Raw genomic sequence first — 21,186 nt, 5'->3', positions numbered from 1 at the left:
AACGTCTGTGTAAGGTAAGTGCGCCCCTGTTGTCAATGGCTGATCAGGGGTCGCGGGGCCAATTTACGGAAAATCGGGCGGAAGGCAGGAGACAGTGCCATTAACTTACGATGAAGCGGCCTGACTACTTCGTTTTGCCGCGTTTTCCACCTGGTTAAAACCTACACTACAAACTACTTTAATACCAGACTGGCTTCGGCCTCCCGTTTATACTGTTGGGCATCGTCGGGCAGGAGAAGCCGCCGTTTCAGGAGTTCGTCCGTTGCTTTCGTCAGGGCCTGAACGTAGCCATCATGGGTATGATACCGCTCCTCCAGCGATAAACGGGGATCGTTTGCCTGTAGTCGTTTGGCTTTCGTGTTTTTGAACGGGATGGATTGGCCGGACCCTTCGCACCCGTCGTTCTCGCCGAAACCAGCCCGCCGTAAGGCCCAGCCGGTAGTCGTTGCCACCGGAACGGCCACCGGAGGCAACCGGATACCGGATACTTCGTTGCCATCAGGATCGACCTTGGAAACGAAATTAACGTAAACCGGCCTCCCGGTTAGTGTGGGCGGAAAGGCAGTCAGCAATCCCTTACTGGTCGACGGACCAAAATCGAGCTGGTAGCGCGTGGTGATAAGCCCGGTGTAGGTAACGTCAGGAATGGCGGGCCAGCCCACTGCCTCTCTGGGTACAATGCTGGTGGGTGAGCCGGGTTGGTGTACAGCCAGCACGGCGTTACCGTCCGCCCGACGGGGTACCGCACTGGGTGGGGGCGGGGTACCCTTGGTGACCCATTCGTCCAGGGCTACGAAAAGTGCCCGTAGCAACGGTTCGGCATTCGTCGGATTCTGAAACTGCTGACAGGTTCCGCGCGAGGTGGCATTGCCCGTGCCGTGCTGGGCACCCGAAACGAGGTAGAAGCGAACATTGTCGGGGTCGGGGAGGTCGTTTCCCTGCGTATCGGTATGCAGCAGCGATGCTGCTTTTACCCAGTACTCATTGGCCGAATTAATTTCAAACACCTTCGGGCAGGTATTGGTAGCCGAACAGGCCGCTAACCGACCGGCGGTTTTACCCGTAAGCGGGTCGGTCAGGACAGGGTAGGCGAAGGGGAAACCAGCCTCCGGGTAAAGCTGATTTTGCCGGTTGCGTTCCGTACGGGCGGGTTGGGCAAACCGAACGTTCAGCCCAATACCGCTGCCGCCACCCAGCCAGTTTTCAATGCCATCCAGTACGCGCCTGCCTTTTTCGTCGGCATTGAAGCCCAGCGTCTGGAAATCGTTCAGATACCGGGCGGGTTGCGATAGGGCGAAAGAGAACGTAAACTGAACATCGTTGGCTAATGGATTCGGGTTGCCCGCGTCGTCGGTGGTGGCGTAGCGCAGGAACGAAACAAAATCGCGGGTAGCGGCCAGCCCAATGCCCGCTACCATCGGGTCGCGGGCGGTATAACTAAACTCATAAATAGCACTCTGCCGAAACGGAGTTCCGGCGGGTAACAGCCGAATCGTCCGGTCGCTGGCGTACTCCCAGCCATCCGCCGGAACAGCCACCGGCATATCCGAGAGGTGGTCGCGTACGGTGAGCGTCGCCGTAGTTTTGGTCAGCGTAGCGGCCGGGTAGGCCAGAGGATGGGTCAGCGTGGTGGCATTGTCGTACACGATGTATTCGTAGGATGGACCGGTTAGGGGTGAGCCATCTGCCTGTTTGATAATTGGTACAGTAATAGTCAGGTTATTGTTGACCGGCGCGGCCGACGGGTCCCAGCCGTTCCAGACCAGTGTGTAACCCCGATTCATCAGAAAGCCGTCCCCGGCGTGGGTGTCCGTGGTCGGGTCGTTGCCCCCGCTGCTTTTGTTCAGTCCGCCGAAAAGCTTACCACCCCGGTTGTTAACCTCCAGAAATAGTTTGTGATTGCCTTTTGTGAGGTCGATGGGTTTGAGGAGGTAAATGTCCATCGCGTACTCCACCATGCCCTTTGCATTGCGGGGGGCCAGTTGAATATCCGTGATAAGGGCATTTTGCGGACTGGTTGGGTCCAGTTCACCGTAGGCTTTGCCACGCAGTTTTTCGTACATGCCCACCATCCCAAACGATTTCCTGCCAAAAGTTGGCGATTCCCGGCTGGTGATTTCGATACGGATAATACGTGCCTGGGCCAGAAATTCCGGCAAAAAGAGCAGAGTAACCAGCAGGACGCAGCGAAGGGATGTGAGTTTGGGCATCGGGGCGATTTCTTTCCGTAAGAAACCATTCGGGCGGCTGACCTACTCAATGTATCCCCATTTCGGCTGCATTGCGAAGGTCAGCCGGAAGCCCTTACCCGGATGCACCGCCTAATGACGATGGCCGAAGGTATGGTCGCTGGCGTAGGCCAAACCAAGACCAACGCTGGAGAGTTTGTTGTCGTCGGCGATGGCCGCTTGCGGGAACAGGCTTCTGAAAGCGGCCTGAATGGCTTGCACTTCCGTGGAGCCACCCGTCAGAATAACCAGTTCGATGGCTTCCCGACCAATGCCCGCATCCTGAAGGCACTGCTTCGCCGAAGCGACGATGGCATCGACATCCGCCCGGATTGCCCCATCAAAGAGAGTTCGCTGGATGGGGATGGAAAAATCGGGTTCAATAAAGTCGAACCCGGCGTGGTGAATAGACTGCGCCGAGAGGGCAATTTTAGCGTTTTCGGCAACCGCCAGCAGCGAATGCCCCGTTTCGTCCTCGAGTACTTTTAGTAGCCGGATGTACCGCTTTTTGTCGTGCGACTCGTGGAGCAGTTGCCGGACCTGCATGATGAGTTTGGGCGTGTACAGAAAGTTGACCTTGCTCCACTCGGCCAGATCGTGGTATGGTTTCAGGGGTACTTCCAGGTTCTTGGAGCCGTAGGTGCTGCGGTAACCCAGTTCGGGCAGGATGGTGGCCAGACTCAGCGCCTTATCGAAATCGTTACCACCCACCCGAATGCCCGTATTGGCCAGAATATCAGCCGTACGATCTGGTTTGAGCCTCGATTTATCCGAGAGCCGAATCACCGTAAAATCGGATGTACCCCCACCCAGATCGGCTACCAGTGCCAGCTTCTCCCCGCGCAGCCGGGCTTCGTGCGCGAAGGCCGCTGCGATGGGTTCAAACTGAAACTCGATGTGTTTGAATCCGAGTCGCTGGGCAATGGCGTGCAGTTCCGCCTGTGCCCGGGTGTCGGCCGACGGATCATTATCGACGAAGTGGACGGGTCGCCCCATCACAACATATTCGATCTCCTGCCCGGCTACCTGGTCGGCCTTTGTTTTAAGGTGCTGCAGAAAGGCGGTAATGATGGTCGAAAAACCCATCGACGCACCGTTTACAAGGGTTCCCTGTTTCATCAGGGATGTGCCGAGTACCCGCTTCAAACTCCGCATGAACCGACCCGGCTGCCGGTTGAAGAACATATCCACCGCCGTTCGGCCATAAAACGCTTTGTTATCGAGACGCTGGAAAAAAAGGGCACTTGGCATCGTTACCTGCGTTTCCTCTACCGGAACCAGGCTTATAGTCCCGTTGCTGGCCAGGGCAATACTCGAATTGGATGTGCCGAAGTCAATTCCGCAGGAAAGGGGTGTTATGCTCACTTGTGTCTTTAGGTATCGGCCCTGAACCCGGTCTTTGATGCGTCAAGAAATACGAGTAACCAGAGCAGGGTCGGTCAGATTTTGAGAGAAAAAGGGCGTAAATGTACGTCAATAGCGGTAATCTATCGCCCTGTGGGGCATATTACAGAGCAAATGCCCAGAAGAACCATTTTCCGCCAGCGGGTAGGCTGAGGAAACGCATCTTCCGTCAGCGGGCGATTTAAATCGCCCGCTGACGGAAGATGGTTCGTCCGGGCGTTTGCTGGCGGAAAACGTACCAGCGTAACCGGATAGGTTGTAGATTTGGCTATGCTCATCACTGTCGCCGTTGTTCAGGCCACTCCCGTTTTTTTCGATATCCACGCCACAATTGATAAACTCGAATCACTGGTTATTGAGTGTGCCCGTAAAGGCTGTCAGTTTATCCTGTTCCCGGAGTCGTTCATTCCGGGGTATCCCCGCAGGTTTACCTTCGGAGCATCCGTTGGTTTACGTACCGATGCCGGGCGGGAACTTTACAAAACGTACTGGCAAAACAGTTTGCAGCTACCCAGCCCGGAACTGGCCCGCATCGAGCAGATTGCCCGTGAGAATAATGTGTATCTGGCCATCGGCGTTACCGAGCGCGATGCGCTGAACGGGAGCCTGTACTGTACCCTCGTTTACGTATCCCCTACGGAAGGCTACCTGGGCAAGCACCAGAAGATTAAGCCGACGGGCGTGGAACGGTTAGTCTGGGCGGAGGGCACCGGCGCCGATTCGCTGCGGGTATTCGACACGGGAATTGGCCGGATGGGTGGCCTGATCTGCTGGGAAAACTACATGCCACTGGCCCGCATGAGCCTATATCAGCAGGCACCCCAACTGTATCTGGCCCCTACCGCCGATGCCCGGCCCACCTGGCCCGCTACCCTCCAGCACATCGCCTGCGAAGGCCGCTGTTTCGTACTGGGCAGCAACCAGTTTTTCAGCCGGAGTGACTACTCATCTGCTTATCAGGATTTCCTGGACGAAGATGATCTTGTTTTGAGTCGGGGTGGGAGTGCCATCGTCTCCCCACAGGGGGAATTTATTGCCGGGCCGCTCTGGGATAAAGAGGCTATCCTCATTGCCAATCTGGCCCTTGACGAAGTCCTGAAAAGTAAACTCGATTTTGATGTAATTGGCCATTACACCCGGCCCGATTTATTTTCATTCGGGCGTAAATGAAACGTGCCGGATAGAATTTCTATCCGGCACGTTTCTACTTTTACGGTTCTACACGGCACTCTTATTTACTGAGCAACACCCGGTCGATAACGTGAACGACCCCGTTCGAGGCTGCCTGATCGGCCTGGATGATGTTGGCAACGTTGGCGCCGTTCCCTTTACCCAACAGCGTAACTTTACCACCGGCGACATTCACCCGAAGCGTAGTACCCTGAGCGGTGGCAACATCGGCCCCGTTCTGGAAGGTCTGCGCATAGGCACGGTAATTCAATATGTGATACAACAGAATGTCCGACAATACTTTCGGATCGGCCGCTTTAATGGCCGCTTCATCGGCATAACCAGCCGCTTTCAAAGCATCGTTGGATGGTGCAAAGATCGTGTACCCATTCTGAGTGCTTTTGTTCAGAACGTCGCTCACAGCCGGACCCGCCCGGTCAATAGCGGCCGTCAGCAGTGACAGGTTTGTGTTGGCCTTAACCAGAGCCACCGTATTAACCGTAGCGGGCTTCAACAACGCATTGATGATATGCAAAGCGGCTCCCACTGTTGGAATGTCCCCCTCAATAATCTTTGCCTGATTAACGCTGATATCAGTCATACTGTTTTTGTATACGGACAGCTGATTATCTGCCAGGGCCGTCTCATACACGGTATTTACTCTTGTTGGCATGGCCGACTGGTCAATACGGGATTTGACAATATGGTACCTCAAAATTCGTTGCAGATCGGCTACCGGTGCGGCCGACACAGCCGCTTCGTTAGCGTATCCTCCCGCCCTGAACGCATCGTCCGACGGGGCAAAAATAGTAATCAATGACTGGTTGAATTCGGTTGCGAGACCCGCCCGGGCAATAGCTGCACTCAGCAGTTTGAGGTTGTCTTTCTGGGCGATATAAGCTACCGATGCTACGACGGTTACATTCGAGCCCGGCGTAGTTGTGCCCGAACCCGGCGTAGTCGTTGTACCCGACCCTGGTGTGGTTGTTGTACCCGAGCCTGGCGTGGTTACCGTTCCTGACGTGGGAGGGGTGGTAGAAATGGGGTCAGGAGTTGTACTCGTACAGCTGAAAAAGAGCGGAGTAGCTCCGAAGAGTAGCAAAAGCGTACTTCGTTTGATGTACGCATAGATGGACTTTTTCATGGCATTGAGTGAATTATAGTGAATTGATAAAACGTTGGTTGCCCGCTAAAACCTCCGCCTGTTGGTTTGGTTATTTGCAGGACTTCACGAAAAAAACACACTTCTTCCGGGTAATGTTGTGCAGGGGGAATTTTATGCGTGGATGAAAATTTGCCTATTTTGTAGGTAGTTAATTGATATTTACATACTTACGGCTGCGTAAGTGCTATAGGCTAAACTGAGGGAATTGATTGAATGGTCCTGTAGTAGCCTTTATGCCGGTAATAGGTATATAAAACAGGCGTGTGGCCTCAGCCGGGTTTGCCTAACCTGCAACCAATCTGACTGGTGAGCAGTAAGTGGTTGCATTTGAAAACCGGTTGTATCAAATGTGAAAATCAGTGTAACAATATTGATAATCTTTCTTATTTTATCTCTTTATGGTACTGATATATAGCAACTTATGAGTTGCTCATAGGTTGAAATAAGTTGAACGTTTTTCGAAACACCACATCTGATCTGACTGCTATCTTTGATTCACGAACCGTTCCTTACTCCGGTTCGTGTAGTTGGACATGAATCAGAAACAACGCATCTTTTTTTGGTCGATTACAGCTGCCCTGGGCGGTTTTCTTTTCGGATTCGACACGGCCGTTATCTCCGGTGTGGAGCAATCGTTACAGGCACTCTGGGCGTTGAGCGTCTGGGAGCACGGCCTTACGGTATCCATTGCGCTCATCGGTACGGTTATCGGTTCCATGACCGGCGGTATCCCCGCCGAAACGCTGGGTCGAAAAAAAACACTGTTCTGGATTGCCGTTTTATACCTGGCCGCATCGCTCGGTACAGCACTGGCTCCCAACTGGCCTATCTTCCTTATCTTCCGGTTTCTGGGTGGCCTGGGCGTGGGCGCTTCCTCGGTGGCGGCCCCCATGTACATCACCGAAATTTCACCCGCCAAATCGCGCGGGAAACTGGTGGGCCTGTTTCAGTTCAATGTCGTATTCGGTATTCTGATTGCCTATCTGTCTAATTTCCTGCTGGCCGATGCGGGGGCAGAACCTTGGCGGTGGATGCTGGGTGTGCAGGCCCTCCCTTCGCTTATTTTCCTGATTACCGTCCTGAATATTCCTGAAAGCCCGCGCTGGCTTCTGCTCAAAAAAGGGGATGTTGCCCAGGCACGTCAGGTGCTGGATATGATAGACCCCGAAACGGCCGAACAAACCTTGGTGGCTATTCAGGCCAGCAGCCACAATACAACTGGGTCAACCCGGTTGTTTTCGGGTCAGTACAGCACACCCATTATGCTGGCTGTGCTGTTTGCCGTGTTCAACCAGGTGGCCGGTATCAACGCCATTATCTATTACGCTCCCCGCATTTTTGAAATGACCGGGCTGGGTAAAAGTTCGTCGCTGCTCTCGTCGGCAGGGATTGGCTTGATCAATCTCATCTTTACCCTCATTTCCATGAACCTCATCGACCGGTATGGTCGCCGGACGCTGATGAAAATTGGCTCGGTCGGGTTGATCATTACGCTGGGCTTAGTTGCCAGAGCCTTTTACGTTCAGGACTTTGGCATGACTGTCCCTATTCTGCTGTTCTGTTACATCGCCTTTTTTGGCTTCTCACAGGGTGCGGTTATCTGGGTATTCATCTCCGAAATATTTCCGAACGAAGTACGGGCGAGTGGTCAGGCGCTGGGCAGTTTTACCCACTGGCTCATGGCGGCTATCATCACATTCACCTTCCCCTACCTGTCCGAACAGTTCGGCGGGGGGAATACCTTTCTGTTTTTTGCCGTTATGATGGTGTTTCAACTCCTGTTTGTGCTGCGGCTGATGCCCGAAACGAAGGGGACCAGCCTGGAAAAAATTGAACGGACCGTGTTTGCACATTAGAAAAAGGTTTACGGTATTTGGTTGGCTGGCGCGTCATAATCTCCCGCGCCAGCCAACCAAATACCGTAAACCTCAAACCTCAAACCTCAAACCTCAAACCTCAAACCTACATGAACCCAACCGTAACCTGTTTCGGCGAAATTCTCTGGGATGTGTTGCCTACCAGTAAGCAACCCGGTGGAGCCCCCATGAACGTGGCCGCTGATCTGCGCAACTTCGGCCTGAACGCCCAACTTATCAGCCGCGTTGGCAGCGATGACCTGGGGCGGGAGCTAATTGATTTTCTGGCCAATAAAGGTATTCCGACGCAACTGGTGCAGGTGGGCCAAACGCACCTGACGGGCGTGGCGAAGGCCAATATTTCGGATTCCAATGAAGTAACTTACAAGATTCTTCAACCAGTGGCCTGGGACTACATCATGCCAGAACCCGGTCTGACCGAGGTGGTGAAGCAAAGTGATGTGTTCGTGTATGGCAGTCTGGCCGCCCGCAGTCAGCAAACGCACGAAACGCTGCTGGCACTGCTGGACGTGGCCCCTCACAAAGTATTTGACGTAAACCTGCGGGCTCCCCATTACAATCAGCAAACAGTGGAAGAGTTGCTGCACAAGGCCGATATCGCTAAACTGAACGAGCACGAACTGGTGGAACTGTCGGGCTGGTACGGGCACGAAACGGACCTGCAACAGGCTATGCAGCAACTTCGGCAACGCTACCAGCTGGAAACCCTCTGCGTAACACTTGGCCCCGATGGGGCGGCCATGCTCAATGCATCAGGCTTTACAAAACAGGCTGGTTTTCCGGTCGAGGTAGCGGATACCATTGGCAGTGGTGATGCGTTTCTGGCCGGTTTTCTCTACAAAATGCTACAGGGTGAAACCCCGCAGAAGACGCTCGAATTTGCCTGCGCTACGGGGGCGTTTGTCGCTACCAAACAGGGTGCCACCCCAAGTTTTACGGAGAAAGTTATACTGGAACAGTCATTTTTTTAAACAGGAAGGCAGGACACTGTTTCGCCCTTACTCACCAGGCTGGCTATTTGTTCGGGGGGATGGGCAGTCATGGGCAACTAGGTACCATGAGTTTTTTAATCATCGTTTGTCAGTAATACACAATGCCCATGCAGCGTAAAAACCTCGTTATCGCCTTACTGGCTTTTATATCAATCAGCCAAACAGCCTGCAATCAGTCGGCCAAAACAGAATCGTCGGCCCAGACGTCTCTGTCTGGGGATTCCATAGATTACCGCCCACAGTACCACTTTTCGGCACCCAAAGGCTGGATAAACGACCCTAACGGGCTGATTTATGCTAATGGTCAGTATCATCTATTTTACCAGCATAACCCGTTCGGTAATGTGTGGGGACACATGAGCTGGGGCCATGCCGTAAGTGCCGACCTGCTGCACTGGGAGGATTTACCGGTGGCTATCCCGGAGTTCACCAATGCCGACAGCGTATCAAAAACGGGTATTTTTTCCGGTAGTACCGTGGTGGACAAAGGCAACAAAAGTGGCCTGTGCCCCGATGGAACCGGCGATTGTATGGTGTCCATTTATACGGGCAACGTAACCAAGAGCGACGTTCAGACCAATCAGTATCAGAACCTGGCGTACAGCACCGACAAAGGCCGCACCTGGACGCAGTACGCCAAAAATCCGGTGCTCGACCTGCAAACCAAAGAGTTTCGGGACCCAAACGTATTCTGGTATGAGCCGCAGCAAAAGTGGCTGATGGCCGTAATCAAACCCACCGATCATCAGGTGGCGTTTTACGATTCGAAAAACCTGAAAGACTGGAAACTACTAAGCCTCTTTGGGCCCCAGGGCGACACTACCCGCGTCTGGGAATGTCCATCTATTGTTCAGGTGCCCATTGAAAATGAACCAGGGAAGAGCAAGTGGGTTGTGTTCGTTTCGGCGGGGCACCCGCAAAAAAACTACCTCGGCATGCAGTACTTCGTGGGTAATTTCGATGGGAAGACCTTCACGCTGGATAACGAAAATCCCAAGCCCATTGCTCCCGCCGTGAGTAACCCCGTCGATTGGGGGAAGGATTACTACGCGGCTATCCCGTTCAACGACTTGCCCGGCACACAGAAAAACCCGGTCATGATTGGCTGGCTCAACGACTGGGAATATGCCAACAAAATACCGACGGCTACCTTCAGAGGAGCCATGTCGCTGCCACGCCAGATCGCACTCCGGCGCACGCCGGACGGACTGGTGCTGGTACAAACGCCCATTGCCGGTGTGGCCAGCCTGCGCGGGACAAAAAAGGAGCAGCAAAATCTGACACTCACCAGTCAGAGCCAGACCCTGGAAAAGAGTCTCGATAACGTCTACGAACTCGAAGTTGAAATCAGCCCCGGCACTGCCAAAACGGTGGGTATCCGGTTAGCCAAAAATGGCAGCGACGGACCGGGCGACGAAGAGACCATTATCCGCTACGTAAACGGCAAACTCGAACTGGACCGCCGGAAGTCGGGCAATGTGGCCTTCAGCGACCGGTTTCCCAGCGTCGAAACAGCTCCACTAAAGCCGCAAAACAATCTGGTTAAACTGCGCATTTTTGTGGATAGGTCCGTTGTAACGGTCTTTGCCAACGACGGTGAACGCGTTATTACCGACTATATTTTCCCGACTAAAGCAACTGGAGCTATCGACCTGTTTGCCGAAGGCGGTACGGCCGAATTCAAAAAAATAACCATTTGGCCCATGAAATCAACCCGCCCCTGAGGGCCGGTAAAAGAGCTTATCTGTAAACCTGTGATACACGTAGAGCAGGGGTTACCCGCAAGCGTAACTCCGCCAAAAATCTTGTCTTCTAACCTATGATGCACGTAGATAAGTGCCAGTGCTGAGAGTTAAACAAATGACAGTGCTGGTAGTAATGAAAAATCGGTGCCGGGCTCCCGGCACCGATTTTATTGGTTAAGCGGTTTGCATAGCCAGCCGGTTATAGGCCATTTGGCGAAGTAAAGACTCGACTCCGTGCGCAGCTATCTGGTTGCGGTATGACTTGTACATGGCCACAAAGTGCGAATAGGTTTGCAGCCGGGCCGTTGCCATCGACGATATGCTCAGCAGGGCCATTACATCGTCGCTGCTTACTTTTGCCCAGTCGTCCGGCTCCAGTTCACCTCCCTTACCCGCTTTAAGTTGCTCCGATAGATAATGACCATACGTAGCCAGTAAAAAAGTGATTCGGTGAATATCCCCGTTTTGGGCCAGTAAATTCAGCAGGGTAGGCAGAATGTAAGCGGGTAGTTTCAGGGCGCCATCGGAGCACAACCGGGCTAGTGGGTCGCTCAGGACGGGGCCTGAAAATTGGCCAAGAACAGCGTTTATATAGTCCGTTAAAGGCGCTGGTGTCGCTGAGGCCTCGTTCGGTAACCCGTCCTGCTCAATGAAAGCCTCCAGATAATTACTGAGTAGGTGATCGTTGATGGCTTCGTTGATGGTCTGGTGGCCTGCCAGCAGGGCAGGGTAGGCCAGCATATAGGGCAAGGCCTGGGTAATGTGATGGTTCGTTTGCATGATGATATACGTATTACAGTTGAGTTATGTGGTCTAAGCTTCTTCCGCCTGGAGAAGCTGAAATAACGAGTTGGTTGGGCTGTGCCGGACCAACTCCTGGTGATGCAGAGCCTGGACAATCCGGTTGATTTGTTCGCCCAGTTTGCCCTGTTTCTCAATACTGGCTTTATCGTATTGGCGTTGCCGGGCAGGCTCCCAAGCGAAGAGCTCCGTTTTGGCATCGTAGATGCCAATTGGCTTGTGGTCTGCCTGGGTAAGTAAGCTCGCCAAAGTAGCCTCAGCCTCTTGGTGAGTGCTACAATAAATAGGATGGTACTGCCTCTTTAGCAGATAAATGACTGAAAAACGATTCATGTGTTGTGAGATTTTAGTCTGAAGGCACCCGCCAAACGATTGGTTTCGGGGGTGGAGCCGGTTTGGTGTTTTCCTAACCGACTGATAGAACCCGGTTATACGTTCGGGCCAGAGAAGTGTGCTTATCAGAAACGCAGCAAAAGCCGGGTGGGCCGTGCGCTTTGTTTCTTGGTGAACGATGGGAACAGGCCATTTTTGACTGGCGGATGCGACCCATCTTTACGTTAGTGACGAATTCCTGCGTTGGTGAATTTACCTGACTGCTTTATAAAAAAACGGAAGACTCGATTCTGGTAATTAAACCGCTACGCTAATGATCTGCTCAACCTATGGTAGTACCAGAATGCGCTGCCACGCTGAATTGGCAGGCACTGGTCAGACCCATAAACTGGGTGAGTAAAAAGTACGGTAAGCGTAAAAAAGTGCAACTTGTCGATTGGGTTGCCTCTTTGATGTTATATAGTGTATAAATGAATTTCATAAGTTCTATAATACAGGTAGTATCAATGACTAACAAATAAGTACAGTATAGAATAGCTACTACGCTAAATAACTAAATTATGCGGTTGAATGATTTGTGCATAACGGTATAGTACAAAAACTGCTTACTTTACTTTTACGGAAATAAAAATTATACAAGCATTCCATGGGGAAGTAATAAGATCTAAGTTCGTATAAGGTATGCAGCAATTGTATCGAACGGATAATAGGTATAAAAAATGATTGAAATGTACTAAAAGAGAGTAGTGCTGTTATGATAAAGGTACCTTTGGTAAACCAAAATCAACGTTCATTAAACTTCCGTACACGCTGTCGTTGTTAAACCGGAAAGGGTATCCTGTGCGTATGTACGTTCATACGACCAGTAACTAGACTTTCGGTAGCAAAAAAAGTAACGTAAACAGACTATCATCCTGAATTCTTCCCCTGGATTTTATTGAGCGGCATGATACATTTCAAACGACTGGACCACATACTGATTGGCATTCCCGAGGGCACCACCGCCCAGGCGCGGGCGTTTTACGGGGGCGTACTGGGTCTGAATGAAATACCGGGCAATCATCCCAATGGGGCCATCTGGTTCAGCGTGGCCGATATTCAGCTACACCTGCGCGAAGAGGCTATCGGCCCGTACTCCAAAAGACACCCCGCTTTTGAAGTAGCCAGTCTGGACGAAGCCAGGCGGGCGTTGCTGGACAGGGGGCTGGTGCTGGAACAGGCATCCGAAATAAATGGACGGGAGCGCCTGTTCTTCCACGATCCCTTCGCCAACCGAATTGAACTGCTACAGTTTATAGAGACGTAACCGACGCCGGTGGTTATGATGGTATCGTCTGTAAACGCTTCCGAACCGCACTCAGCGGTTGATGGGTTGATACAAAATGTAGCCGCCAGGAACAAACCAATGAGTTTAATTGCCCGTTGCTATTTTAGAGTTTCCAATCTTCATATTTAGTAGTTTACACCATTGCGTACCGATTCAGTAACGACGAACGACCTATTTGATCTGCTTACGAAAGCAACCCGCGATGCCGTCTGGCACTGGGACATAGTGGCCGACACAATCTGGTGGAATGAAGGATACACCACCTTGTTTGAGTATCCGGCTCAGGAAACCATAGAAGATGGCCTGGAATCATGGTCCCGGCATGTGCATCCCGACGATAAAGCGCGGGTTCTGACCAGCATTCACCAGGCTGTTGAACAAGGCCTTACCAACTGGTCTGATGAGTACCGTTTTGGCCGGGCCGACGGGAGTTACGCTACCGTGCTGGACCGGGGCTACGTACTACACCGGGAGGGGCACCCCGTACGGATGGTGGGTTCCATGCAGGATATTTCGGAACGAATCGCGCTGCAACAGGCGCACAAAGAAGGGGAGGAGCGCCTGCGGTTTGCCCTCGACTCTGCCCAGCTTGGTACCTGGGAACTGGACCCCATTCGGGGGGTAGTAGCGTGGGACGCCCGGTGTCAGGCGTTGTGCGGGCTGGTCAATCAGGATTCTCAGCGCTACGGGCAAACGATGGATTACATTCATCCTGATGACAAAGAGTGGGTAAGCCAGGCCGTTCAATGGGCCTTAAAGCCGGAGTCGGGTGGGCACTATGACGCGCGTTTTCGAACGGTTGACGTCAACGATGGCCGGGTACGCTGGGTTCGGTTTATTGGGCAGACTTATTTTACCAGTTCGGGTGAAGCGTATCGCTTTTCGGGTATCGCGCAGGACATCACGGAAGAGGTACTGGCAAAGGAAAGCGCGGCCCTATCCAACCAGCAGGCCAAACTGGCACTCGAGAGCTCTGGAGCAGGGTCTTTCTGGATAGATTTGGTGACTGGGAAGATAATCTATTCCCCCGCCTTTTCCCGGATACTGACGGGAGTGGAAAAGCCGGATCAGGACTATACTACTATCATTCAGCACGTTCATCCGGAAGATCAGCTCATTAGAGAGCAGGCGCATACCATAGCGTTGCAGACGGGGTCTATCAGCTACGAATCCCGTTTTGTATGGCAGGATGGTTCGATTCGCTGGGTCAAAATACTGGGGCAGTACCTATTCGACGCGGATATCAAACCCATCTCTATTACGGGTATCGTGCTGGATATTACCGAACAGATAGCGAAAAACGACGCACTCCGGGAAGCCGAAGACCGGCTGCGATTTAGCGAGGAACGGTTTAGAAACATGATTCTACAGGCTCCGGTTGCCATTGGTATGCTGGATGGCCGTGAGCTGGTTATCGAAACGGCCAACAGCTCCATGCTGGATATTTGGGGTAAGGGCGAGTCTGTTATCGGTAAACCTCTGATACAGGCCCTGCCCGAACTGGCCGGGCAGCGGGTAATTGGTGCCATGCAAAACGTCTATGATTCAGGGTTTGCCCAGTATGGTTCCGAGATGTTAACCCGCTTACAGCATGGCGACCAACTGGAGGATGCTTACTTCAACTTCGTTTACGCCCCCCTGCGCGACGATGCCAAACGGGTTAACGGGGTAGCGGTCATCGCCGTTGATGTGACGGGGCAGGTTCTGTCCCGACAGGCCATCGAAAAAAGTGAGTCGCGCTTTCGAACCCTCCTGGAAACCATTGTTCAGATTACCTGGACCAATACGCCGGAGGGTGATGTCAACTTTTTCAATCAGCACTGGTATGACTATACCGGGCAACACCCTGGTCAAACCGACGCTGTTGGGTGGCAGGATGCCATCCATCCCGATGATTTGTCAACTACGCTGATAGTCTTCAAAAAGGCCCTTGCCGACGGCACCCCGTTCGAGCTGGAAAACCGGTACCGGCGCGGCACCGACGGACAATACCGGTGGCATCTGAACCGGGCGCTACCCCTGCGGGATGAAGCAGGTAACATTACGCTCTGGGTAGGTACAGCTACCGATATTCAGGAACAGAAACTGGTGGCCTACGAACTGGAACAGCAGGTACTATCCCGAACCGAACAACTGACAGCCTCGAATCTCGATCTTCGGCGCTCGAACGAAAACCTGGAGAAATTCGCTTACATCGCCAGCCATGATTTGCAGGAACCACTCCGGAAAATCCAGTCATTTGGCGACATACTCAAAAACCAGTACGGCCTACAGTTGGGTGAGGGCATCAGTTACCTCGAACGAATGCAAAGTGCGGCCAGCAGAATGTCGGTGCTTATCAGAGACCTACTGGTATTCTCCCGTATATCCACTCGCCAGGAAGCAACGCTGCCCATTGACCTTAATCAGGTATTAACCAGTGTAGTGGAAGATCTGGAACCGGGCAACGCCCAACTCAACGTAGCGGTCCTCCCCACGGTATTAGGCGATAGGTTGCAACTGGGCCAGTTGTTTTTGAATCTGCTAAGCAACGCGCTGAAGTTCCAAAAACCGGATACGGTTCCCGTTATTCAGGTAAACGCCACTCAGGTCACAGCGGCTGAGCTACCCGCTGATGTAAAACCCGCCCGGAAGGCTACCCTCTACCATTGTATCAGTGTGGCAGACAATGGCATCGGGTTTGATGAAAAATACCTGGATCGCATTTTTCAGGTATTCCAGCGGCTGCACAACCGGAGTGAGTACGCAGGTACGGGCATTGGCCTGGCCATTTGTGAAAAAGTGGCGGCTAATCATGGTGGCACTATTACCGCCATTAGTAAGTTGGGTCAGGGTGCCACATTTGCTATCTACCTACCCGTTATGTAATACCCTGATTCAGTCAGACTTATCAGGCCAGTGGGCCTGTTTTCTTCTCCAGACGGTGGTGTCAAAAAAATAAGTTGATTTTTTTTTCAGCCTCGTGCAACCGGCACCCCGGGCTTGTACATCTTCCTGTCAACAAACGGAAAAAGCAAATCCTGCAGGTCTGTGCTCCTAACCGCTTGAACACTGAAATCAGTATCAACATTGTTCAAACCACCGCTCCGGCGGACTGCCATGAAAACGTTCAAACACATCCTGACCACTGCGCTGATAGCTGCTTCTATTTCCTCATTCGCTCAATCGACAACGATTACCATCATCACCGATTCGACCGCCACCACGAACGAACGGAAAAAACACGCTGAGCGGGTTCGCACCGATTTTAACATTTACCTGGGCTTTAACGGATTTTCGGGAACCCTGCCCGCAGGCTACGATTTTCGTCCCGTTGGCTCCCGGTTTATTTCCCTCGCCTGGCAAACCCGCATTCCAGTGGCTGTACGTGGAAACACCAAGCTCCGGTTACTGACTGGCCCCGAAGTAGCCTGGAACAACTTCATGTTTGAAGGCCGGAACACCCTGATAGCGCAAAATGGGCAACTGGTGGTGGAGCCTGCCACCGTCGACCTGCGCAAATCGAAACTGGTCATGGCCCAGCTGAATCTGCCCCTTATGCTGAACCTGTCGTTCAAATCGGGCTTTAGCCTGAGCATGGGTGGGTACGCCGGTATGCGGCTGGACAGCTATACCAAAGTAAAACCCGAAGGTGGAGCTGCTGTCCGCACTCACAATACCTACAACCTGAATCCCGTGCGCTGGGGCTACATGGCCGAACTGGGTTACCGGGGCCATGCCAAATTATTTGGCCGCTACGAACCAAGCAGCCCATTCCGGGCGGGGCAGGGGCCCGATGCCGGTGTATGGACGGTGGGTATCAAATTGTAAAGAATACGAATAACCGGCTAACGGCAAATAGCCGGTTATGTATTCCCTCGTTTGCTTATGCGACATTAATCCAACTACGTTGGCAACGGCAGGAAGTCGCTACCCAGCTTCCTGCCGCTGCCCGCCATAAAAAGGCTGAAACCTTTGCTAAAATAATTCTGCCCGGACGGCGGCGGCATGCAACGTTTCTTCTGGTGCTCCGTCTTTCTGAAAAAATAGCAGGTCCTTCCTGTCTCATTTCGCTTATCGCCCCCTAAAATCCGCTTATCCTGCCGTTCAGACCGCTTGTGTAAGAACAGGTACTTTGCGATACACACTACCTACCTTTGCCCTGTACTGTTACCAACAGACACACAACCTTTTTGATAAGATACTACGCATGAAAACGTTATCCGCCTTCTTTATTCTCATTCTTTTTACGCTTTCAACCACATTCGGACAAATTCTGACGCGGGGTACGGTGCAGGGCCAGGTCAAAAGCGTGACTGGCAAACCCCTTGAATTTACCACGCTGATGTTGCTCAAAGCCAAGGACTCGACGCTGACAAAGGGAGCTATCAGTGATATGGATGGGAAATTCTCGTTCGAGAACGTGGAGGCCGGTAAGTACCTGGTAGCCGCTCAACAGGTTGGGTACCGCAAAACGTATAGTGTACCGTTCGTTATCGATGAAGCGAATCCGGCTCATGAATTGTCCGCTATAGCGATGAGTGAGGAGTCCAAAAACCTGACCGAAGTCAACGTCATTGCTAAAAAACCATTCATCGAGCAGCAGGTTGACCGCACCGTTATGAACGTAGAGAACAGCATTGTATCCAGCGGCAACACCGCGCTGGAAGTGTTGGAAAAAGCACCTGGCGTTACCATCGACCGCCAGAACGACCAGATTCAGTTGAAAGGGAAGTCGGGGGTTATCGTGTACATCGATGGCAAGCAGACCTACCTCTCACAGCAGGAAGTAGCGAACTTTCTCAAAAATACGCCAAGCGACAACATCGCCACGATTGAGATTATCACCAATCCCGGTTCCAAATACGACGCGGCCGGTACATCAGGGATTATCAACATCAAGATGAAGAAAAATAAGAATTTTGGCACCAACGGCACCGCCATTATCGGCACGGGCTACGGCTGGACGAACAACCTGAATGGCGTGCGCGACGATTTGCCCAAGTTTAACACCTCGCTGAACCTGAACCACCGCGACGGGAAGGTGAACCTCTTTGGCAACTATAGCTACGTGAATCGGCAGAGTGCCCAGAGCAATGAACTGAACCGGATTATTAAATACAATGGCCAGACCACTTATTTCGACCAGCGTTCTTTCCGGCCGAATCAGTTTGCCGGGCATTCGTACAAGGCTGGTATGGACTACTTCATTAACGACAAAAATACGATTGGTGTGGTGGTGAACGGCTTCTCAAACGACTGGCGTTCGGCCGGTCAGAATAATACGCTGATTAGTGACGAAAACCGTCTGCTAACCAGCAAGGCTATCACGCAAACAGCGATGCGCAACTTTTTGTCGAACATAACGGGTAATGTCAACTACAAATTCGACTACGGTAAAGGGCGTGAGTGGACGGTTGATGCGGACTATGTTCACTACGGTGGTCAGAATACGAACAACCTGGGCACCCAGTATTACACTCCCGAAAATGTGATGAGCCGCCCAGCTCAGGATGTGCGGAACAGTATGCCTTCGACCATCAATATCATGGCGTTCAAAACGGATTATGTGCTACCGCTGAAGAAAGGAAGCAAGCTGGAAGCGGGTCTGAAAAGCAGTTACGTGAACGCGGATAACAACACTATTTACGACACGCTGCAACAGGAAAACCGCCAGTGGCTGCCCGATGCCAGCCGCTCCAACCAGTTCCTGTATAACGAGAACATCAACGCGGCCTACCTCAACTACGCCGGACAAGTCGGGAAACTGAAAGTGCAGGCGGGTTTACGGGCGGAGCATACGCATTCGGTTGGAAGATCCGTTACGCTCAACCAAACCGTTGACCGCAGCTACCTGAACCTGTTTCCCACGCTGTTTCTGTCCCGCCAACTGGATACCAATAATGTGCTGAACGTATCGTACAGCCGCCGAATTAGTCGGCCGGATTATCAGAACCTGAATCCCTTCGTGTTCTACCTGGACCCGTACACCTATCAGCAGGGTAACCCGTTTCTGCGGCCCCAGTACACCAATTCGGTTGAGTTGACCCACGTGTACAAGAACGCCTTCACCACCACCCTGAACTACAGCCGCACCACGGATTTTATCAACGGAGAAACACCCCGGCAGATTCCGGAGCAGAACATCACCTACGTAACCCCCGAAAACCTGGGCGTTCAGGATAACATAAGCCTGAACCTGAGCTTTCCGGTGACCGTAACCAAGTGGTGGCGTATGCAGAATAATATCAGCACCTACTATCAGCACTATCAGACCATTTACTCGGGTTCACCCTACGAAGTGAAACTGGTAGCCGGTAACCTGTACACCTCTCAGAATTTCACGTTTAGCAAAACCCTGTCGGGCGAAGTGTCGGGTTGGTACAATACCGCTTCGCAGTACGGGTTCTACCGGGCGCAGCCACAGGGCGGGTTTAGCATTGGGGTGCAACAGAAAGTATTGGATGGCAAGGGCAACCTGAAATTGAACGTGAACGACCCCTTCTGGCTGAATTATTTCAGCGGACGGGCGGTGGTGCAGGACATCGACCTCCGGGTACAATCCCGCTGGGAGAGCCGCCAGATTCGGCTGACGTTTACCTACCGCTTCGGCAACCAGAACGTAAAAGGGGAGCGTCAGCGCAGTTCAGCCACCTCCGCTGAGCAACGCCGGGCGGGCGGACAGAATTAATGCAGGATGTGTAGCATGTGAAGTGTTTTTGTCATCCCGACGCAGGAGGGATCTCAAGCATCGGGACAATCGAAATCCCTCCTGCGTCGGGATGACAAAAACACTTCACTCACAAAATTGGACTTAGTTTAGGTTAAGAAAAACGCGAAAGCCGCCCCCGGATTGAGGGGCGGCTTTTTTGTGGTATGGCTAAGTAAGAGCCCATAGATGGACGAGCGCTCTGTTTTTGTATAGTGTTGATAATCAGTTTTTTTTTGTCGAAAATCGCGTGGAAAATCACCGTTCAATAAATTGGTTGAAAATAGTACAAAAACAATGTTGGATATAATGAATCGGAGTATATCTTTGGTTGAGTAAGGATCATGTATTTGCTTTTGTTTTAATCAGTCACGAACTGTCAGCAATACCTGTTTCTGATCTGCCTGCTGTTCCGGCGCCCTGCCGGATTGATGCCTGAAAAAAACTATCGGGTCATCCGCTTTCAACCATTTCCCTATTTTATCTCTTCACCTTTTAGCTCTTTAACGCTATGTGTCAATCTATTCCCCGTTTTTTTGCTAACTGCCGCCCGGCGGGCGTGTGGTTTTGTATCCTGTTTTTTTTAGTGACGATCCCTGTATTCGCTCAAACCATCACCACCGTAGCGGGTATTGATTAAAGGGGAGATGGGGGACCCGCTACGGCGGCCAATCTAAATACTGCCCGGGGTATAGCGTTTGATGCCTCGGGCAATCTGTACATCGCGGATGCGGAATACCACCGCATCCGGAAGGTGTCTACCAGCGGAATCATCAGTACGGTGGCGGGTACCGGTGTTGCTGATTTCGGTGGGGATGGGGGTGCTGCTACAATGGCCAATCTGAAATTTCCCAATGCATTGGCGTTTGATGCCTCGGGCAATCTGTACATCGCGGATGCGGAATACCACCGCATCCGGAAGGTGTCTACCAGCGGAATCATCAGTACGGTGGCGGGTACCGGTGTTGCTGATTTCGGTGGGGATGGGGGTGCTGCTACAATGGCCAATCTGAAATTTCCCAATGCATTGGCGTTTGATGCCTCGGGCAATCTTTACATTGCGGACGGTGGTAACCAGCGTATCCGCAAGGTCAATACCAGTGGTATCATCAGTACAGTAGTTGGAACGGGTGGCAGTGGTTTCAGTGGGGACGGTGGTTTGGCCATCGCAGCCAGTCTGAACGGTCCCAATGCGTTGGCGTATGATGCCTCGGGCAATCTCTACATTGCGGATTACAATAATCAGCGCATCCGTAAGGTCAATACTAGCGGGGTCATCAGCACGGTGGCCGGTACTGGTATTAGCGGTTTCAGTGGGGATGGGGGCGCGGCTACGGCGGCCAGTTTATATAATCCCCAGGGTGTGGCCGTAGATGCCTCGGGCAATCTCTACATTGCGGATTACAATAATCAGCGCATCCGTAAGGTCAATACTAGCGGGGTCATCAGCACGGTG

The 21,186-nt window shown here is 52.3% G+C and carries 14 protein-coding genes and 1 pseudogene; 10 read left to right on the top strand and 5 right to left on the bottom strand.

The window, feature by feature from the left end:
• Window positions 1–173 precede the first annotated feature (173 nt).
• Together B156_RS0114755 and B156_RS0114750 are read right to left on the bottom strand one after the other, a co-directional pair.
• A complete protein-coding gene (locus B156_RS0114755) occupies window positions 174–2,210 on the bottom strand; it encodes an alpha/beta hydrolase domain-containing protein (RefSeq protein WP_018620515.1) in 2,037 nt (678 codons plus the stop codon).
• Between the two features lie 111 nt (window positions 2,211–2,321).
• A complete protein-coding gene (locus B156_RS0114750) occupies window positions 2,322–3,587 on the bottom strand; it encodes an Hsp70 family protein (RefSeq protein ID WP_040585673.1) in 1,266 nt (421 codons plus the stop codon).
• 315 nt (window positions 3,588–3,902) lie between these two features.
• Between B156_RS0114750 and B156_RS0114745 the strand changes: the two genes are divergently transcribed.
• Window positions 3,903–4,802: a carbon-nitrogen hydrolase family protein gene (locus tag B156_RS0114745; RefSeq protein ID WP_018620513.1), complete on the top strand. Its 900-nt coding sequence runs from the start codon at window positions 3,903–3,905 to the stop codon at window positions 4,800–4,802.
• Between the two features lie 61 nt (window positions 4,803–4,863).
• On the opposite strand, the gene B156_RS0114740 is transcribed toward B156_RS0114745, so the two are convergent.
• Window positions 4,864–5,946, bottom strand: coding sequence for a fasciclin domain-containing protein (locus tag B156_RS0114740; RefSeq protein WP_018620512.1), 1,083 nt, complete (start codon window positions 5,944–5,946; stop codon window positions 4,864–4,866).
• Window positions 5,947–6,500: 554 nt separating this feature from the next.
• Here B156_RS0114740 and B156_RS0114735 point away from each other — a divergent pair.
• The 3 genes from B156_RS0114735 (at window position 6,501) to B156_RS0114725 (ending at window position 10,560) form a co-directional block, all read left to right on the top strand.
• Complete coding sequence (locus tag B156_RS0114735) at window positions 6,501–7,823, top strand: sugar porter family MFS transporter (protein WP_018620511.1); 1,323 nt, start codon at window positions 6,501–6,503, stop codon at window positions 7,821–7,823.
• A gap of 110 nt (window positions 7,824–7,933) precedes the next feature.
• The gene (locus B156_RS0114730; protein WP_026260840.1) at window positions 7,934–8,815 is read left to right on the top strand and encodes a carbohydrate kinase family protein; all 882 of its coding nucleotides are present in this window, start codon (window positions 7,934–7,936) and stop codon (window positions 8,813–8,815) included.
• A gap of 128 nt (window positions 8,816–8,943) precedes the next feature.
• The gene (locus B156_RS0114725) at window positions 8,944–10,560 is read left to right on the top strand and encodes a glycoside hydrolase family 32 protein (RefSeq protein ID WP_157627049.1); all 1,617 of its coding nucleotides are present in this window, start codon (window positions 8,944–8,946) and stop codon (window positions 10,558–10,560) included.
• A 195-nt stretch (window positions 10,561–10,755) separates the two neighbouring features.
• Here B156_RS0114725 and B156_RS0114720 read toward each other — a convergent pair whose 3' ends face one another.
• A complete protein-coding gene (locus tag B156_RS0114720; RefSeq protein ID WP_018620508.1) occupies window positions 10,756–11,361 on the bottom strand; it encodes a mannitol dehydrogenase family protein in 606 nt (201 codons plus the stop codon).
• Between the two features lie 33 nt (window positions 11,362–11,394).
• Window positions 11,395–11,715 (bottom strand): hypothetical protein, encoded by a 321-nt coding sequence (locus B156_RS0114715; protein WP_018620507.1) that lies wholly within the window; start codon window positions 11,713–11,715, stop codon window positions 11,395–11,397.
• A gap of 946 nt (window positions 11,716–12,661) precedes the next feature.
• Between B156_RS0114715 and B156_RS0114710 the strand changes: the two genes are divergently transcribed.
• The 6 genes and pseudogenes from B156_RS0114710 to B156_RS0114690 form a co-directional block, all read left to right on the top strand.
• Window positions 12,662–13,021, top strand: a complete 360-nt coding sequence (locus B156_RS0114710; protein ID WP_026260839.1) for a VOC family protein — start codon at window positions 12,662–12,664, stop codon at window positions 13,019–13,021.
• A gap of 162 nt (window positions 13,022–13,183) precedes the next feature.
• Window positions 13,184–15,910: a PAS domain-containing protein gene (locus B156_RS0114705; protein ID WP_018620505.1), complete on the top strand. Its 2,727-nt coding sequence runs from the start codon at window positions 13,184–13,186 to the stop codon at window positions 15,908–15,910.
• A 231-nt stretch (window positions 15,911–16,141) separates the two neighbouring features.
• Window positions 16,142–16,852 carry an outer membrane beta-barrel protein gene (locus B156_RS0114700; RefSeq protein WP_018620504.1) on the top strand — a complete coding sequence of 237 codons (711 nt, stop codon included), beginning with the start codon at window positions 16,142–16,144 and terminating at the stop codon, window positions 16,850–16,852.
• A 379-nt stretch (window positions 16,853–17,231) separates the two neighbouring features.
• On the top strand, window positions 17,232–19,712 hold the full coding sequence (locus tag B156_RS0114695; RefSeq protein ID WP_018620503.1) for a TonB-dependent receptor: 2,481 nt from the start codon (window positions 17,232–17,234) through the stop codon (window positions 19,710–19,712).
• 673 nt (window positions 19,713–20,385) lie between these two features.
• Window positions 20,386–20,511: pseudogene (locus B156_RS32730) on the top strand (NHL domain-containing protein); the annotation flags it as partial.
• The coding region (locus B156_RS0114690) for an NHL domain-containing protein (RefSeq protein WP_018620502.1) at window positions 20,485–21,186 on the top strand (702 nt) is incomplete at its 3' end. The pseudogene B156_RS32730 and the gene B156_RS0114690, both read left to right, overlap by 27 nt.

It is taken from the genome of Spirosoma luteum DSM 19990 (assembly GCF_000374065.1).
Taxonomy (GTDB): domain Bacteria; phylum Bacteroidota; class Bacteroidia; order Cytophagales; family Spirosomataceae; genus Spirosoma; species Spirosoma luteum.
The sequence above is the reverse complement of the archived record's forward strand: the minus strand, read 5'-3'. Positions and strand labels throughout refer to the sequence as shown.

Excerpts from the sequence above, each read along its gene's own strand:
- B156_RS0114715 (WP_018620507.1), bottom strand. The coding sequence starts at position 11,715 with ATGAATCGTTTTTCAGTCATTTATCTGCTAAAGAGGCAGTACCATCCT.
- B156_RS0114745 (WP_018620513.1), top strand. The coding sequence starts at position 3,903 with ATGCTCATCACTGTCGCCGTTGTTCAGGCCACTCCCGTTTTTTTCGAT.
- B156_RS0114735 (WP_018620511.1), top strand. The coding sequence starts at position 6,501 with ATGAATCAGAAACAACGCATCTTTTTTTGGTCGATTACAGCTGCCCTG.
- B156_RS0114695 (WP_018620503.1), top strand. The coding sequence starts at position 17,232 with ATGAAAACGTTATCCGCCTTCTTTATTCTCATTCTTTTTACGCTTTCA.
- B156_RS0114730 (WP_026260840.1), top strand. The coding sequence starts at position 7,934 with ATGAACCCAACCGTAACCTGTTTCGGCGAAATTCTCTGGGATGTGTTG.
- B156_RS0114755 (WP_018620515.1), bottom strand. The coding sequence starts at position 2,210 with ATGCCCAAACTCACATCCCTTCGCTGCGTCCTGCTGGTTACTCTGCTC.
- B156_RS0114725 (WP_157627049.1), top strand. The coding sequence starts at position 8,944 with ATGCAGCGTAAAAACCTCGTTATCGCCTTACTGGCTTTTATATCAATC.
- B156_RS0114700 (WP_018620504.1), top strand. The coding sequence starts at position 16,142 with ATGAAAACGTTCAAACACATCCTGACCACTGCGCTGATAGCTGCTTCT.
- B156_RS0114740 (WP_018620512.1), bottom strand. The coding sequence starts at position 5,946 with ATGAAAAAGTCCATCTATGCGTACATCAAACGAAGTACGCTTTTGCTA.
- B156_RS0114710 (WP_026260839.1), top strand. The coding sequence starts at position 12,662 with ATGATACATTTCAAACGACTGGACCACATACTGATTGGCATTCCCGAG.
- B156_RS0114720 (WP_018620508.1), bottom strand. The coding sequence starts at position 11,361 with ATGCAAACGAACCATCACATTACCCAGGCCTTGCCCTATATGCTGGCC.